At 36.1% G+C, this 16,894-nt stretch carries 14 protein-coding genes and 1 pseudogene; 9 read left to right on the top strand and 6 right to left on the bottom strand.

Features of this window, described 5'->3' with window-relative positions; translation table 11 throughout:
- Positions 1-459, top strand: a pseudogene (locus F6K15_RS23575) (receptor ligand binding family protein); the annotation flags it as partial.
- 425 nt (positions 460-884) lie between these two features.
- Complete coding sequence (locus F6K15_RS23570) at positions 885-1,676, top strand: serine/threonine-protein kinase (protein ID WP_293065087.1); 792 nt, start codon at positions 885-887, stop codon at positions 1,674-1,676.
- Here F6K15_RS23570 and F6K15_RS23565 read toward each other — a convergent pair.
- A complete protein-coding gene (locus F6K15_RS23565) occupies positions 1,652-1,795 on the bottom strand; it encodes a hypothetical protein (RefSeq protein ID WP_293065085.1) in 144 nt (47 codons plus the stop codon). The genes F6K15_RS23570 and F6K15_RS23565 overlap by 25 nt on opposite strands.
- Positions 1,796-2,104: 309 nt before the next feature.
- Between F6K15_RS23565 and F6K15_RS23560 the strand changes: the two genes are divergently transcribed.
- From F6K15_RS23560 to F6K15_RS23550, 3 genes are all read left to right on the top strand, one after another.
- Positions 2,105-4,114, top strand: a complete 2,010-nt coding sequence (locus tag F6K15_RS23560) for a serine/threonine-protein kinase (RefSeq protein WP_293065083.1) — start codon at positions 2,105-2,107, stop codon at positions 4,112-4,114.
- Between the two features lie 14 nt (positions 4,115-4,128).
- Entirely contained in the window at positions 4,129-4,386 is a 258-nt protein-coding gene (locus F6K15_RS23555) for a hypothetical protein (protein WP_293065081.1), read from the top strand.
- 655 nt (positions 4,387-5,041) lie between these two features.
- Positions 5,042-7,021, top strand: coding sequence for a serine/threonine-protein kinase (locus F6K15_RS23550; RefSeq protein ID WP_293065080.1), 1,980 nt, complete (start codon positions 5,042-5,044; stop codon positions 7,019-7,021).
- 220 nt (positions 7,022-7,241) lie between these two features.
- On the opposite strand, the gene F6K15_RS23545 is transcribed toward F6K15_RS23550, so the two are convergent.
- A complete protein-coding gene (locus F6K15_RS23545) occupies positions 7,242-7,373 on the bottom strand; it encodes a zinc ribbon domain-containing protein (protein WP_293065092.1) in 132 nt (43 codons plus the stop codon).
- A gap of 1,534 nt (positions 7,374-8,907) precedes the next feature.
- On the opposite strand from F6K15_RS23545, the gene petH reads away from it, so the two are divergent.
- Positions 8,908-10,098 carry a ferredoxin--NADP reductase gene (gene petH / locus F6K15_RS23540; protein ID WP_293065078.1) on the top strand — a complete coding sequence of 397 codons (1,191 nt, stop codon included), beginning with the start codon at positions 8,908-8,910 and terminating at the stop codon, positions 10,096-10,098.
- A 135-nt stretch (positions 10,099-10,233) separates the two neighbouring features.
- Here the strand turns inward: petH and F6K15_RS23535 are convergent, their stop codons facing one another.
- A complete protein-coding gene (locus F6K15_RS23535) occupies positions 10,234-10,386 on the bottom strand; it encodes a hypothetical protein (protein ID WP_293065076.1) in 153 nt (50 codons plus the stop codon).
- A gap of 579 nt (positions 10,387-10,965) precedes the next feature.
- Here F6K15_RS23535 and F6K15_RS23530 point away from each other — a divergent pair.
- Complete coding sequence (locus F6K15_RS23530; RefSeq protein ID WP_293065074.1) at positions 10,966-11,484, top strand: hypothetical protein; 519 nt, start codon at positions 10,966-10,968, stop codon at positions 11,482-11,484.
- 198 nt (positions 11,485-11,682) lie between these two features.
- Complete coding sequence (locus F6K15_RS23525; protein WP_293065072.1) at positions 11,683-11,922, top strand: helix-turn-helix domain-containing protein; 240 nt, start codon at positions 11,683-11,685, stop codon at positions 11,920-11,922.
- A gap of 532 nt (positions 11,923-12,454) precedes the next feature.
- On the opposite strand, the gene F6K15_RS23520 is transcribed toward F6K15_RS23525, so the two are convergent.
- Both F6K15_RS23520 and F6K15_RS23515 read right to left on the bottom strand, forming a co-directional pair.
- Positions 12,455-13,504 carry a DMT family transporter gene (locus tag F6K15_RS23520; protein WP_293065070.1) on the bottom strand — a complete coding sequence of 350 codons (1,050 nt, stop codon included), beginning with the start codon at positions 13,502-13,504 and terminating at the stop codon, positions 12,455-12,457.
- Between the two features lie 415 nt (positions 13,505-13,919).
- Complete coding sequence (locus tag F6K15_RS23515; protein ID WP_293065068.1) at positions 13,920-14,456, bottom strand: hypothetical protein; 537 nt, start codon at positions 14,454-14,456, stop codon at positions 13,920-13,922.
- Positions 14,457-14,475: 19 nt separating this feature from the next.
- Here F6K15_RS23515 and F6K15_RS23510 point away from each other — a divergent pair, with 19 nt between their 5' ends.
- Complete coding sequence (locus F6K15_RS23510; protein WP_293065066.1) at positions 14,476-14,610, top strand: hypothetical protein; 135 nt, start codon at positions 14,476-14,478, stop codon at positions 14,608-14,610.
- 865 nt (positions 14,611-15,475) lie between these two features.
- Here F6K15_RS23510 and F6K15_RS23505 read toward each other — a convergent pair.
- Positions 15,476-16,711, bottom strand: a complete 1,236-nt coding sequence (locus F6K15_RS23505; protein ID WP_293065064.1) for a response regulator — start codon at positions 16,709-16,711, stop codon at positions 15,476-15,478.
- Positions 16,712-16,894: the final 183 nt, after the last annotated feature.

The raw sequence follows: 16,894 nt of genomic DNA, 5'->3' as shown, positions 1-16,894 counted from the left end.
TCTCCCGGCTCAGGTTATTTAGATCAAGCTCTGGAAATAGTTCAGGTTAATCAAGGGAATTTACCAGTATTAGGTGGAGATAATCTTTACTCTGCAAAGACTCTTGAGAAAGGTGGAGATAGTGCTGTAGGAATGGTTGTAGCTGTAGCGTGGGACATTGAAGGAAATGAAACAGGTTCAGATTTTCCCAAACGCTCTCAAGAACTTTGGGGAACTTCAAGTGTGAATTGGCGAACAATTACTGCATATGATGCGACTCAAGCTCTGGTGAAAGCAATTGACGATCAAGCTCAACCTACTCGTGAAGGTGTTCGGGAGAAGTTATCATCAGGGTTTTCTACACCAGGAGCGTTCAAAGCAGTTAAATTTTCAGACACTGGTGACTATGATGGTGATATTCAATTAGTGGAAGTTGTGAAGATTGGCGATGGGTATGATTTTGTACCTCTTAAGCGTTAACGGAGTAGCGGTGGCGGGTTTATCAGATAATTTCAGGACTTACGAAATTCACCTCGAAAATGCCATCTGTAGGGGCGAATGGCATTGGCTAACGCCAAGCTCCGCTAACGCCCTCACTGAATTTAGTAACCCAACAATTATATACCCTATTCTATATATTTGTTGTAAGCTTGAAAATATTTACAGCGCTTCCCGTTGTTATGAGGTACACCCCGAAAATGAGGTCCAAAGCCTTCCCTTTTAAGGGGATGAAAAAATATTCAGTTCTTTAGTAGTCGGTACTGATAACTGATAACTGATAACTGAAATGACCCTGTACCTAATTTGCCCGAAATATGCTGTAAAAGATTAAACTATTCTAACTATTTTCTAATTCCTGACTCCTAAAAAAAAGCTATAATTTTCTCAAATAAATAATTACTAACATGATACTTAGGCATCGTTATAAAATTATCTCTGAGTTAGGAAAGGGTGGCTTTGTAACTACTTATTTAGCAGTTGATTTAGACCTTCCCGACCGTCCTCAATGTGTTGTTAAACAACTAACTCCATCTGACCCGCGTCCCCAAGTTTTTCAAGTTGCTAAAAGTTTATTTGATAAGGAAGCAAAAATATTACATCGTCTGGGAAAACACGAGCAAATTCCTCGGTTATTTGCCTACTTTGAAGAGGGTGGGCAATTTTATTTAGTTCAAGAATTTATTGAAGGTAATGATTTAACAAATGAAATTTACCCTGGTAAAAAAATTAGTGAAAAACAAGCAATTAAACTATTAGCTGAAATTTTAGAAGTTTTAAAATATGTACATGAGGAAAATGTAATTCATCGTGACTTGAAACCTCAGAATATTATGCGGAGAAAATCTGATGGAAAAATAGTTTTAATTGACTTTGGGGCAGTCAAAGAAATTAAAGGATTAACTGTTATTAGAGGAGGTCAAACAAGTATAACAATAGCAGTAGGAACTCCCGGATATATGCCTATGGAACAAGCAGCAGGTCAACCGAAGTTTTGTAGCGATATTTATGCTGTGGGAATTATGGCTATTGAAGCATTAACTGGAGTTGATGTAAATCAATTTTCTAAAGATACCTCAACTGGTGAAATTATCTGGAAAGATCGAGTTAATGTGAGTGATGATTTAGGTCGAGTTCTGGATAAAATGGTGTTGTATGATTGGAGAGATCGTTATCATAGTATTGCCTTATTATTATAATCTAATAGTTCTAACCCTTCTTCTTTTGCCAATTCAGTCATTAAAAATTGGATAATTTGAAACTTATCTCCACGGGATAATTTTTCTAGTTGAATAAGCAGCTCAGAATTTAACATCATCAATAAAATTAGTTGAATTTAGTTATTACTATACTATAATTTAAAGTAATCATTTTTTCAATAAAGCAATTATGAGTCAATCCCAATTACTAACTATAAAATTAAATGCCCAAGATTATATTGGTGCAGCCTAGCGTAGCTATATTGCCTAGTAAAAAAAGTTCAAAAATTCAATTGATCCATAAATATTATAGCCCAAAGATTACTTTAATTAATAAATCGGCTTGACAATATTTAAAAGATTAAACTACTCTAACTATTTTCTAACTCCTGACTCCTAAAAAAAGCTATAATTTCCTCAAAAAAATAATGACTAGCAAAATACTTAGACATCGTTATCAAATTATCTCAGAGTTAGGTAAAGGTGGTTTTGGAACTACTTATTTAGCGGTGGATTTAGACCTTCCTAATCATCCTCAATGTGTGGTTAAACAACTAGCCCCATCTGACCCGCGACCACAAGTTTTTCAAGTTGCAAAAACTTTATTTAAAAAAGAAGCAATAACATTACAACGTCTCGGAGAACACAATCAAATTCCCAGATTATTTGCCTATTTTGAAGAGGGTGGACAATTTTATTTAGTTCAAGAATTCATAGAAGGAAATGATTTAACAAAAGAAATTTATCCAGGGAAAAGTTTTAGTGAAAATCAGACTATTCAACTCTTAACTGAAATCTTGGAAGTTTTAAAGTATGTACACCAGCAAAATGTAATTCATCGTGACTTAAAACTGCAAAATATTATGCGGAGAAAATCTGATGAAAAAATTGTGTTAATAGATTTTGGGGCAGTGAAAGAAATTAAGGGATTAGCAATTACAACTGGGGGTCATACAACTATGACAATAGCAGTGGGAACTCCTGGATATATGCCTAGCGAACAAGCAGCTGGTCAGCCTAGATTTTGTAGTGATATTTATGCTGTGGGAATGATTGGCATTGAAGCATTAACTGGTATACAAGCAAATCGATTAGTTAAAGACAATTCAACAGGTGAAATTATCTGGAAAAATCAAGTTAATGTTAGCGATAAATTAGTTTTAATTCTAGATAAAATGGTGTCAGATTATTGGAAAAATCGTTATCAAAGTATTGATGAAGTAATAGTTAAATTATCTAAGATTAATAATAATCTCAATTACCAATCGCCACAAGAAATATCACAACAACATACAGTTGTAATAAATAGTAATCAGCATAATAGTCAGCCATCAACTACTATTTCTCCCGCTTCTTCCTCATCAACTTCTGCTAAAAATTTAGTCAAAATAGGTGTAGGTATTGGTATTGCCTTCAGTCTTATGATTGCTACTATTATTATTAATAATATTCCTAGAGGACAGGAAACATCCTCATCTTCACCTACTAGAAATAGTCAAAATGAGGGAGCATCAGTTAAAACATCAACTCCCAACCTCATATCCGACGCCACTAATATTTCTGAAGTTCGCACCCTCAGCGGTCATAACAACTGGATTCGTTCCATTGCAATTAGTTCCGACGGACGGACTGTTGTTAGCGGTAGCTGGGACAATACTATAAAAGTTTGGGATTTGGTAAATGGTAACCTCCAAGGAACTTTTACTACTCAGAGTGACAAGATTTTTGCTGTTGCTATTACCCCCGATGGACAGACTGTTATTAGTGGTGGCGCTGACGACAGCATCAACATCTGGGATTTGGCTACAGAAAGTCTGAAAGCGACTCTCACAGGTCATAGCAAAGCAGTTTATTCTATTGCCATCAGTCAAGACGGACAAACTGTTATTAGTGGTAGCGCTGACGGCACTATCAAAATTTGGGATTTGGCTACAGAAAGTCTGAAAGCTACTCTCAATGGTCATAGCAAAGCAGTTTATTCTGTCGCTATTAGCTCTGAAAAACAGATTATTGTCAGTGGTGGTGGTGATGGCAGTATCAAAATCTGGAATTTAGCAACAGGTAGTCTGATAAATACTCTTTCTGGTCACAGCGATCGGGTTTTTGCTGTAGCTATCAGTCCCGATGGACAGACTGTTGTCAGTGGTAGTGCGGACGGGACTATCAAAATCTGGGATATGGCAACGGGTAGTCTCAAAAATACTCTCACTGGTCATAGCAACGAAGTTTGGTCTGTAGCTATTAGTCCCGATGGCCAGACTATTGTTAGTGGTAGTGAGGACACAACTATCAAAATTTGGGATTTAGCAACGGGTAGTCTCAAAAATACTCTCACTGGTCATACATGGGTAGTGACTTCTATTGCCATCAGTTCCGACGGACAAACTATTGTTAGTGGTAGCGATGACAAAACTATTAAAGTTTGGTCGGCGCCTTAGTAGGTAGAATATTGATGCAATATCAAATCCAGTTAAACAGCCATAGAATGGTTAAGTCAGGAGGAGTCAATCCACCCGCGGACCCCTCCGGTGGAGCAGGGTCTATTTATTGTCACGCGAGCGAAAAATTGATGGGGGGATGGGGAGATGGAGACCCACCCCTAGCCCCTCCCAGGAGGGGAATTTGGGGGGATGGGGAGATGGGAGATGGAGATATTTGTATATTTGCACAATTAAATGTACTTCATATTAATATTCTCCCCAGGCAATGAATTAGCCCTGCGACCGTGGAGGGGAACTCAGAAGTCAGGATTCATATCAAATCCGGTTGAAGACTGATCATATATTTGGGGGTTGGGAGTAGGGGAGTAGGAGAGTAGGAGGGTAGGGGAGATTAAATATTGAAGTAATTTAAGAAATTATAAACATATCAGGACTTACGCAAAGACACTGTGTATAGAGTCCAGTAACTATTGGACAATAGTTATGAGTACTATATATAGCGTATCTGCGTAAGTCCTACATATATTATATAAGCGGATTCTATATCAGGAGGAGAGAGAATTACAAAGATGAGCGTAGTTATGACGATTGGAGATTTTTTTTATGTTCAATAAAACGGATTTGATATAATATGCACCGAAGTCAATTCCAGGAAGCTTTTTTTAATGTTAAAATTAGTAAGTAATACCAATTTGATAAATGTTTGCTACAAATAGCTAGGGTGTTTTTAAAGGATATGGAGTCATGAGTAAGGAGTCAGAATGAATGTTTTCGATGTCATTTATTAGCCCATAAATCATATTTTTAATCAAAGATACATCTATTTAAAAGTTTTTTAATCACCCTTATTATTCGTAACATTCTTTTTAAAATTGGTATAATATGTCCGGATAATTAATGATAAAAAACTTTCTCAAAAAAACAATGGCTGAAAAAATACTTAAAAATCGCTATAAAATCATATCAGAGTTAGGCAAGGGTGGTTTTGGAAATACTTATTTATCAGTAGATTTAGACCTTCCCAATTATCCTCAATGTGTCGTTAAACAATTGGCTCCATCTGACCCACGACCACAGGTTTTTCAAGTGGCAAAAACTTTATTTGAAAAAGAAGCAAAAATATTACAACGTTTAGGAGAACACGATCAAATTCCTAGCTTATGTGCGTATTTTGAAGAAGGCGAACAATTTTATCTAGTTCAAGAATTGATTGAAGGAGATGATTTAACAAAAGAGATTTATTCTGGGCAAAAAATTGGTGAGAAGAAAATAATTCAACTCTTCATTGAAATCTTAGAAGTTTTAAAGTATGTACATCACCAAAAAGTAATACATCGTGACTTAAAACCTCAGAATATTATGCGGAGGAAATTTGATGGAAAAATTGTATTAATAGATTTTGGTGCTGTTAAAGAAATTAATGAATTAACAGTAACAAGTACAGGTTATACAACTGCAACAGTAGCAGTAGGAACTCTTGGATATATGCCTAGCGAACAGGCAGCAGGAAAACCTAAGTTTTGTAGTGATATTTATGCTGTGGGAATGATGGGTATTGAAGCATTAACTGGAATTCCGGTTAGTAATTTACGAGAAGACAACTCCACTGGTGAAATTATCTGGAAAAACCAAGTTAATGTTAGTGAAACTTTGGTTCGAGTTATTGATAAAATGGTGTCTGATTATTGGAAAGATCGTTATCAAAATGTAGAAGAAGCGATCGGCGAATTAAGCAATATTAGTAATAATAATGTTAGCTATCCGTTACAGTATTCGATATCACAGAAAGAAACAGTTTTAATAGATAATAATCAGTCAAATATTCCTGTTACTCCTCCTGTTACTTCTGCTTTACCATCATTAGTGCCAGAACCTTTACCAACTCCTAATAACACTTGGGTCAAAATAGGTTTAGGTATTGCTTTAGGTGCTATTTTTACTTCTACAATTATTTATAATATTCCAAAAAAACCAGACATACATCTTCAACTTTCTGCCACTGCCTCACCTTCGCCTCTTTCTGAAGTTAAAACCCTAACTGGTCATTCAGAGGGAATATGTCCTGATGACTGCATTGCTATCAGCTCAGATGGGCAGACTATTGTTAGTGGTAGCAAAGACAAAACTATCAAAGTCTGGGATTTGACAACAGGCAGCCTTAAAGTTATCCTAACAGATAGTGATTCTGTTGATTCTGTAGCTATTAGTCCCGACGGAAAAACGGTTATTAGTGGTGATTATGACAACAGTATAAAAGTCTGGGATGTAGCCACAGAAACTCTCAAAGCTACCTTTACTGGTCATAGCGACCCAGTTGTTTCTGTCGCTTTCAGTCCTGACGGCAAGACAGTTATTAGTGCTAGCCTTGACAAGACTATCAAAGTCTGGGATTTAGCTACAGGAACTCTCAAAGCTACTTTGACTGGTCATGACGCTCGGATTTTGTCTCTTGCCATCAGTCCCGACGGGAAGACTATTGTTAGTGGCAGTGATGACAAAACCATCAAAGTTTGGGACTTAGCCACAGGAGCTATCAAAGGCACTTTGACTGGTCATAGTGCTCGGATTTTATCTGTTGCTATCAGTCCCAACGGGAAGAGAGTTGTTAGTGGTAGTAGCGACAAAACTATTAAAGTCTGGGATTTAGCTACAGGAACTCTCATGGCTACCCTCATTGGTCATAAAGACGATGTTAACTCTGTCACCTTCACCCCTGACGGACAGACTATTGTTAGTGCTAGTGATGATAGAACTATCAAAATTTGGGATTTCAAGACCGAAACTCTCAAGGCCACCCTGACTGGTCATAGTGATGATGTTTATTCTGTCGCGATCAGTCCCGATGGAAAGACTATTGTTAGTGGTAGCGATGACAAAACTATCAAAATTTGGGAGATGCCTTAGCAGAAGGAAGAAGATTTTTTATCACTAATTATCCGGACATGATATAATATCAATTACCATGTATGAATTCCGTTCTACTAAACTTACCCAAACTTACCCATGAGGGTTTTGGAGCTAGCTTCCTGCGCGTGCTGACGCAATGCTGCGCAAACACAAAAGACCACTGACCGCAGTCTGCAACTTATCTTCTCCACAGGCTTCAAATCGGTGGGAACTCCACCTACTGACTCACATAGTTTTCTAGGTTGACAGCAGCATTAAAGTCTCTGTCAGCAGTAAAACCACAGGCACTACATTCATACGTCCTCACACTCAATGGGATTTTCTGTTTATGCCCACACTGAGAACATATTTGAGAACATTGTTAACTTTTAATTTAGTCTTGATTGATTGCATTTCAATTTATCGGCCACCTCTTTTAATAGTTTAATAAATTATACATAAGTCTAGTATATCACAGTAAATGTCTATTTATGTTTAACTTTGTCTAATTATTTTAATACTGTTGATAGCCCTAAAAAGTTTGAAACAATCTCTGGCTAGAGATTATTGGTCGCCAATTATTTAGGCGATCGCCTAAACAACTCAATTCCCTAGAAAGTTCAAAACAATCTCTGGCTAGAGGTTATTGGCCACTAATTATTTAGGCGATCGCCTAAACAACTCAATGGCCCTACAAGATTAAAATATTTTCTTGGTGGCTAATAAGGGATTTAATTTGGAGTAAAGTCAGAGCTTTATAACTGGAGTAGGATATCTGTTGGGAAGAAAAGATTAATTTCTCAAGTTGGCTTAGAGATTCAGGCCAAGTTCGAGGAATACAAGGCCAAGTTGAATAGCGACTCCGATAGACAGAAAAAATCACAAACAGGAAAATTTACCAACTTAGTCCACTCTCGAACTGTAGCTTTTACCTTGAGGAGACTATTTCCATTGTTAAAAAAAAATTGCGTTGATTAGTTTTCTATTTTTACGTTGTAAAGTAATGAGCATGATAGACAAAAGTTATTTTTATACAAGTCAAGTGCTATCATCGAGGAACTTGCAAAACTGAAAGCATTTTTACCTCATATCACAAGGGGTAAATACAGAAAGCGAAAATTTATCTAAAGTTCATCAAACTTACTCATAATTATAGCTCTCAAACTAAAATAAGTAATTTTGCTCAGTGTTTCTGCTTCCTTGTCTACTTTGCCTGAGGTGCTATCCCTTTAGCTTGGTGGGTTGAAAATCTCCATAGACATCATTCTCGATTTTATTGACTACTGGCTGATGAATACTGACTACTGACTACTGATTTGATAATTAGCTATAGAACTTAAAAGAATTTAAGACCACTCTGCATTTTATATGTAAAATAGTCAGAATTGATTAATGCCAAGAATTAACAATGTCTTAGACATAAATAAAGAGTGAAAAAAGATGTTTCTGTATTGGCCATATACTTAAAAGCATCTTACATATAGAGACTCAAGCTGTAATCAAAGTGACATTCTTGTGGGTGAAAAGTGTATTTGTTCCAGAATCAAAGATCGGTCAATAATGACAATTCAAACAACACTTAGTCATAATGTAAAAAACAATACAGAATACAGTATTGCCTCTTTTTGTTGAAATTTGAGAAGCTACATCAGAGTAAACAACTGAAAAAAATATTAGTTTTACTCATCCTAATTGTAGTTCTACTTTTAGGTTACTTCCTAATCATAGAATGAATTAGTGAATAAACAAGATGCCATAAGGAAAACAAGATTTTCAGCACTAAACCTCTGAAATATAGACTTAAAACCTACTGGCCATTAGACCAGAGTATCTTAAAAAACACTTAAATAAAAAGACTCATCATCTCTTGGCAATATACTTTATCTAAATGGAGAAATCAACTAATGAAAACTCAAATTGCATTGGGTGTAAAAACTAATACAGAATACGGTAGTCGTACTTTTGTATACGAAGTTGAAGGTTTACGTCAGAGTAATATTACTGACAAAACAAATAGCCCCATCCGTCACAGTGGAACTGTTTATATCACTGTACCTTATACCCGCATGAACCAAGAAATGCAAAGGATTACACGGATGGGAGGCAAAATTATCAGCATTAAAGCTGTGAGTGAAAGCTCTCAAATTAACGGTCAAACAACTACAGGAAAAACAACTAAACCCATGACTCAAGCTAAACCTAAGTCACATAAGGATGTTCCGGTCAACACCTATCGCCCCAAAAATCCATTCATCGGCAAATGTCTTTCCAGCACTGAATTAGTACGTGAGGGTGGTGAAGGTACTGTTCGTCACTTAGTATTTGACCTTTCTGGTAGCGACTTGCACTATCTAGAAGGTCAAAGTATTGGTATTATTCCACCGGGAACAGATGATAAGGGTAAACCTCATAAGTTAAGGCTTTATTCCATCGCTTCTACTCGTCACGGCGATAATCTTGACGATCAAACAGTGTCTCTGTGTGTACGCCGTCTAGAATACAATCACCCAGAAACTGGCGAAAGAATCTATGGTGTATGTTCTTCTTACCTATGTGGTATGGAAGAAGGTGCAGATGTGGCCATTACTGGGCCTGTAGGTAAGGAAATGTTATTGCCTGATGATGAAGATGCAACTATTATTATGATCGCAACAGGTACAGGAATTGCTCCTTTCCGTGCTTTTATCTGGCGGATGTTTAAGGAAAGAGAACAAAACCCTGATTATCAGTTTAAAGGTTTGGCCTGGTTATTCTTTGGTTGTGCTTACACTCCCAATATTCTCTACAAAGAAGAGCTTGAAGAACTACAACGTCAGTTCCCTGATAATTTCCGCGTAACTTATGCTATTAGTCGCGAACAAAAGAATAAAGATGGCGGCAAAATGTATATTCAGCACAGAATTCAAGAAAATGCTGATGAGTTGTGGGAAGAGATTCAAAAGCCAAATACTCATACTTACATCTGTGGTTTAAAAGGTATGGAGGGTGGCATTGATGAAGGAATGTCTGCTGTTACCGAGAAGTTTGATGTTAATTGGAGCGAGTATCAGAAGCAGTTGAAAAAAGACCATCGTTGGCACGTTGAAACTTACTAATATTGGTGTGCATTCATCAAAATTTAGCAGTTATGCTATAGTAGTAAGTTAATCATCAATTCATTTTCGATCGCCGAGGGAGAGGTATCAAATAAGCCTCTCCCTTTTCGGTTTTAGGGACAAAAAACATCTGCCTCAGAATTGTTCGTGAGAAACAAATTCTGCTAGTATCAAGTTGGTTGAGTTACTAGCAAATTGGGATAAAGGATGAACATTTCCTGGAGATTTTTCCATATATAGGTTTGTGTCACATTTGTCAAATTTAATTAATCCAACTTGATTCGGCAAGGGGTCTCCCGTTATACGAATGTTAGCGGGAGGGGAATTGCCGACCAACAAATAAACCGCCTAGCGCCCGCTTAATCAGGTTTTTTTCGGTAAACGCTTGATGTAGTCTCGAATGATTTCCGCGAACATTGAATCTTTCCTTTTAGCGTATCGATTAAATTTTTCATAATTTACTTGATTTACTCAAATTACTATCCGTTTATCTCTTGTCATTGTATGGCTTTTTGTGTTACTCTGAACCATATTAGGAGTGGCGGTAATACGCACCTGATAACAGCACACAGAGAATAACAAAGAGTATGGGGTTCAATTCAGAAGTTCTAGTCAGCCTGTGAAAAGGTAAAACTCTTAAGGTTGCTAGATGAGTACAGAATTGTTCACTACAAAAAGGCGGTGGGTCTAATCGTCTCTGTCTTTGGAGGGCTCGCGTGGTTGCACTCCCTGTGTTTCGCTCCGCGACATGTAACGCGCAGCGTTGCACCTGCAAAACAGAAAGCCCTATCCGTGAGCTTGGGAAGCCTACATCATAATCTTTGATTTGATTTAGGAGAACGTCACAATCAAAATTAGGAGAACAAAATGAACTTTGGTAATCTTGCTAAAATTGTCGCTGGTGTTGCTGGTGTAGCAGCTACTGGGTATGGTGTAAAAAAAGCTGTAGATTATTTCCAGAACCGCGATCAAGAAGAACCCGATCCAGAAGCAACTGAAGACGCAGAAGTAGAGCTAGAAGCTGATGATATTGCTTTTGCGACTGTGGAACCTGAGTCAGTACAACCTTTCCTTGATGCCAGCTTTGGTGCTCCTGGTCGTTATGTTCCCACTCGTCCACCCAAAGTATTTGAATATCAAGACCAACAATATATGCTAATATGGTCTTACGATAATGAGAAAGAAAAAAATCAATTGATGGGTTTCCAATACACTGATGCAGGTAGGCAAATGGTTGCTAGTGTAGGATATACTGCTGATGCTACTGACTATAATGTTAACTTAGACGGTACAAATTTAGCTGTTGAAGTTAATGGAGAACAAATTACATCTGGTCAAGGTGAAACTGATGGTGCAGATGAAGTTGATTTAGTTCCCATTGGCTAACTTCTAGTAATTAAGTGGTAGTGGTGTATCGTTGGTAATAATGATTAATAGAATTACTAGCTAAACTATTAGTAATTGAGTTTTGCATCTGCCACAAGAATGCACCACTACCAAAAAATTAGTTGAAAATGATAGCCAGGGCTTGTAACTGTTGGCTAAAATCTGGTATTATCTATAAAAATCTGGGATTATCTGTTTATGCTACTTGGATATCATACTAAATTACACCCAAATAAACAGCAAAAAACATTACTGGCTAAACACGCAGGTGTAGCTCGTCACGCCTGGAATTGGGGATTATGGTTAACTAGAAATATCCTTAGTCACAATTGCAATAATCCTGATGGGAAACTTAAATTTCCTACTGCAATCGATCTGCATAAACTTTTAGTAGCAATGGTTAAACCTAAAAACTATTGGTATTATGAAGTATCTTGAGTCTGCGCCTCAATATGCTTTGAGGTATTTATCAGATGCTTGGAAGCGTTGCTTTAGTATCCCATACGCATAACCCTACACATTCCTATAATCATCAGGCATGGTATCACACAATTGGTAACAAAATCGTAAATATTGTACCTTGAGCAACTGTAGAATCATAAGTAATGTTACCACTATGGGCGCTCTGGAGTAAAAGCTTCTGTAGTGAGGTTGTTTTCTAGGTAGAGGATGCCAATAAGTTTTCCTTGGTAGAGAAGTAACGAAATAGTAAAGATTGTACCTTGAGCAAATGTAGAATCACAAGTAATCGTACCACCATGTTTGTCTGTAATACCAATTTGATAAATATTTGCTACAAATAGTTAGGCTATTGCTATACAATACCGATGCTACCGGACATGATATGAAGAATCTCAAATATTTGTCATTCAATAGTTTAGCAACTGTCAAAAAATACAAATCATTCCCACGCATCAGCAACGTCCGAAATGAAAACCGCTTTATGAATTATTTCTGATTGCTATAGTAGTTAAAAACCTTTAAATCCTAAGCCTGTTTCTCTTTGCTGAGGATGAGCCTTTTGAGCAAGTTGATTAATAGCAGTTTCGTTTCTATTCCCGACTTGGCTCAATATCATTCCAACTAAAATAATAGCTCCCCCGATATAGTGAGCAGCGATGGGTTTTTCTCCTAATATTAAATAGGCTGCTATAACTCCAGCAATGGGATTAAATGCACTGGCAATAGAAGCATCAGAACTACTGGTTTTACTTAATCCTTTTAACCACAGAATTTGACCTATTACGATAATAACTGCGCTATAAATTAACATCCATTGCCATAAAAAAGGCGACAATAGTTCCATAAAATGACCGCTGCCATAAAAATATAATGCAGCTATAAAGAAGATAAAACTTCCAAAACCATTACGAATAATATTAAAAAATCCTACGGGAATTCGATGAAGACGTGCTTTGCTAATAGTATTAGAAATTGCCGCAGCGACCGCTCCAATTGCTGCTAAAATCTCTCCTGAACTGATAGATATCATATTTGTAGAATCAACTGAGTTTTGCCCAAAATTTTGCAAAACTATAATTAGAATAACTCCGACAAATGAAATAATTGCTCCAGTAATTTTCCACCGATTAACTTTTTCTCCTAGCAAAAAAATAGCTAAGGCTAAAGTTAAGGGAGGTTCAATACGTCCAATTAATATTACATTGTTAACCATTGTGCGAGAAATTGCTTCAAATGAGGCAGCAGGAGATAGAGCGCCAGCTAAGAATGCAACGGCTAACATACTTGCCCAATCTTGACTTGAAAATTGTTGAAAGTAACGTAGATTTAGTTGTTTTCTATAGATAATAATTAAAATTAATAGGGCGCAGATATTTCCCACAAATAAAACATTACAAAATGAAATGGGATTTTCTCCAGGAAATTTTTCGGCACCAATTTCTGTTAATTGTTTTGTAATTGCGTTAGAAGCACCGAAAATAATGATTGCTAATAATAAGTAAATTTGTCCGGGAATTTTTTGCCAAAGGTTGGAGATATTTGCTATTTTTTGATTCATTTTTAACTATGGCTTGCTGGTTAAATTTAAAAGTATTGACATATAAAGACAAGTGCCTTTTTGGGGTCGAAAAAAATGCCTGGGATCACGTCTAAAATGCTTAAAAAGTTAGTATTTTAGGCTCATAGTTGGGCAGAAAAATCCCAAATTGATAATTCAAATCCGAATAATTAAGGTAAAAATCCTCTCACTCGCTGTCGAGAAACAAGAAAAATTTTTCATAATTATTCAGCCCATTCCGTTTTCACTCTGGAGGTAATAATTAATAATTAATTGTTAATTATTAATTATTGAATCCTACCTCCTCACTCATTCCAATTTCTCCTATCTTCCCCTCCTGGGAGGGGGAGGGGCGAGGGGTGGGTTGTCTCCTGTCTCCTATCCCTACTAAAAGACTTGTGAGCGCAAACCCTAACTAGAGTTTCCAAGATTGATGACAAGTCCAAGAGTTATTGGGGTGACGTTCATAAAATCGTAATTCCCATAATACCTCTGCTTGGGAATTGATAATTTTTTTTGCTATTTTTGCTAGTGTTTGTTGTTGTTCTGATGGAAATTTGTAGGCTAAACTGAGATGTAAATTATTTTTGAGGCGTAATTCATCAATACGAGTTTTTGAATTGGCAAGATTAGCAAAGTTAGCAATTAATTTTTCTAGCCAAATTGATTTTAATTGGAGATAATGAAAGTCTGTTTTTAATTCCATATTTACAACAACTATAGGTGGGAATGGGCTGTTATGACGAGCATTTTTTAAGGCAGTATCTAAAGCTTGAATATATATTGGAACTGCAGTTAATTGGTCGTGAAAAAAACCTGTTAAGGTACAGTGGGGCATATATTGATGTGCAGAATTTTCACTACATTCTGCACGAGTAGTGGTGAAATATTCTTCTAGTTGATTATTTAGTTCACCTACTGGGCAAGCATATACGATAAATTCTCGTAGCATTAGATTATAGATTAAATTTATGATTTTTGAGTATACAGCAGAAGGAAGAAGGAAGAAGGAAGAAGGAAGAAGGAAAAATCTTACCGATAAAGGAGAGAAAAAATTTTCACGCTCCGCATCAATCCTCTTCTTTTCAAGCAGAGGTAATTGGTAATTAATAATTATTAATTGTTGAAGTTGTCTTATACCAATTTGAAAAAAGAATGTTACGAATAGTAAGAGCTATAAAAATATTTTACCGAATTATTAATAATTAATTATTAATTATTAATTATTAAATAATTCGCGCCTTGAAGCCTCCCCTTGATCGGGGAAAAAAGCGGTCGTTTTGCTACGCAACATGTAAAGCGCAGCTTCCCATAGGGTGGGATGGCGAGGTCTCGGAGCTGTCCGACCATCGACCAAGAGAAGAAATAATATCTCCTGATATTCAATTCCGTAACGGTTTGAACCAGAGGTAATTATCAATTATCCATTATCCATTATCCATTAATGAAAAGAGATGTCTATTTGACAAAAAAGATAAATTATGCCCTAAAAAATGGTATTAAAGTCATTCCCATACGACTCGGTCCTCCTGACTTCCCCTCCCCTCCTGGGAGGGGTTAGGGGTGGGTTGACTCCTAAGAAATACCCTAGATATTTGTAGCAAAAATTTATCAATTTGGTATTAGTTTTAAGCTTTTGATATGTCCTAACTTTTCCTTCGACTGCTATACAGCGCTTTTCAAATTGATGAACCACATCGTCACAAAAAAAATCGTGTAGGGGCGTTTTGCTCCGCAACATATAAAGCAGCAGCTTTGCGGAGCGCAAATGGCCATTCGCCCCTACTTATTATTTGTAACATTCTTTTTTCACCCCTGATATTACTCTCCTCTCCTGAATTCTGACTCCTGAATATAGAACTCCATTCCACTTTCCTACGGAATGTTAGGCAAACAGGAACAAAAACTTTCTTTTACTCTCCACTCCTGACTCCTGACTCCTGACTCCTGACTTCTCATATTGTTTTTTTATTAAGAAAACTGTAGAGCTAGGGTGTCAGACATAGGTTTTTGAGGTAAGTAAGAACTAGAATTTACATATTTATTAACTATTTCTAGAACTTGTTTTTCTCTAATTGGTTTAATCAGATAACCTGAACATCCTACCATTGTTGCTCGAACTCTATCTATTAATCGATTACTGCTTGTTAAAATTATTACTGGTGTTTCTTTTAATGTTGAAATACGACGAATCTGGGCACAAATTTCATAACCATTTGCTATAGGCATGATTAAGTCTAAAAAAATCAGATCGGGTTTTCTTTCTATCAAGGTTATGATTGCTTTGAGTGAGCTGTTAATTCCGACAAAATCAAAACTATTAGCAGTCACAATTTGTTTCATTTGATGGCAAACTATTAGACTATCATCTATACAGGCAATTAAAGGTTGACTTCTTTTCTCTTGGTGAAGTTCTGTTTGTTTATATAACTGTAGATTGGTTTTTTGTAAGTGGGGAAACATTACGGGAATATCTGGTATTTTTCTCAGCTTAATTAATCCTTTTTGAATATGAGGCAAGAGAAATTTTGCTAGACGAAACTGGTCTGATTTTATTTTACTCGCGATATCTCTTAAACTACGTTTACTGTTGATTAATTTTCCTAATTTAGTATAGAGAGTGGGTGATATTTGTTTTTGGAATTGTTCTGGTTGAGATAAAACTATTCCAAAGTTAGGAGATAAATGTTTTAACCCTGAATTACTCCAATTACGCCAATTTTCTACTGCTTTTTTAAGAATGCTTTTCGTGTCAATTAAAGCTCTTGGCCAATTCAGGATATTTTGCTCAATATTTGGTTCAATTTTATAACTTATTTGTCTCTGATTTTCCTGTTGTAATATATCAAATAATACTTCTAAAATTATTGATTTAACAATCTTGTCAAACTGTTCTCTCGTAATTTGTTGTTCTTGCAGTAAGCTACACAATAATTGATAAATCCAGCAATTATGATTATTATTAATTTGGAAGCAGTCTAAATTTATCGGATTAATTTTAATTTGGTAACGTATGATATGTTGTCGTAATTGTCTTCGAGAATATTGTCCACTATCACCCCAAACTATACGACCTCTAAAAAAGTAAAGATTCCACTTATCTATGGAGCTAGCTACTACATTCAAACTACCTGTAAATTGCTTGCTACTAATAGCGCTCAGTTGATTAGTGAGACTCGGATTATTAATATTTGCAGTGGATAACATAAGTTGTCTAAAATAGTAATATTTGTAACGGATATTTTTTCTTATAAAACATAGTATACTTACGTATAATTTTTCGATACTGGTATTTAAGATATTTTTAACTTTATAACAATAAAATACTAAAAGTTTTGTAAATGTAGTGGTGAATTAAAATAATATTAGTTTTGGCTAAACTGAAACTTC

The sequence above is a fragment of the Okeania sp. SIO2B3 genome (assembly GCF_010672525.1).
GTDB lineage: Bacteria > Cyanobacteriota > Cyanobacteriia > Cyanobacteriales > Microcoleaceae > Okeania.
The sequence above is the reverse complement of the archived record's forward strand: the minus strand, read 5'-3'. Positions and strand labels throughout refer to the sequence as shown.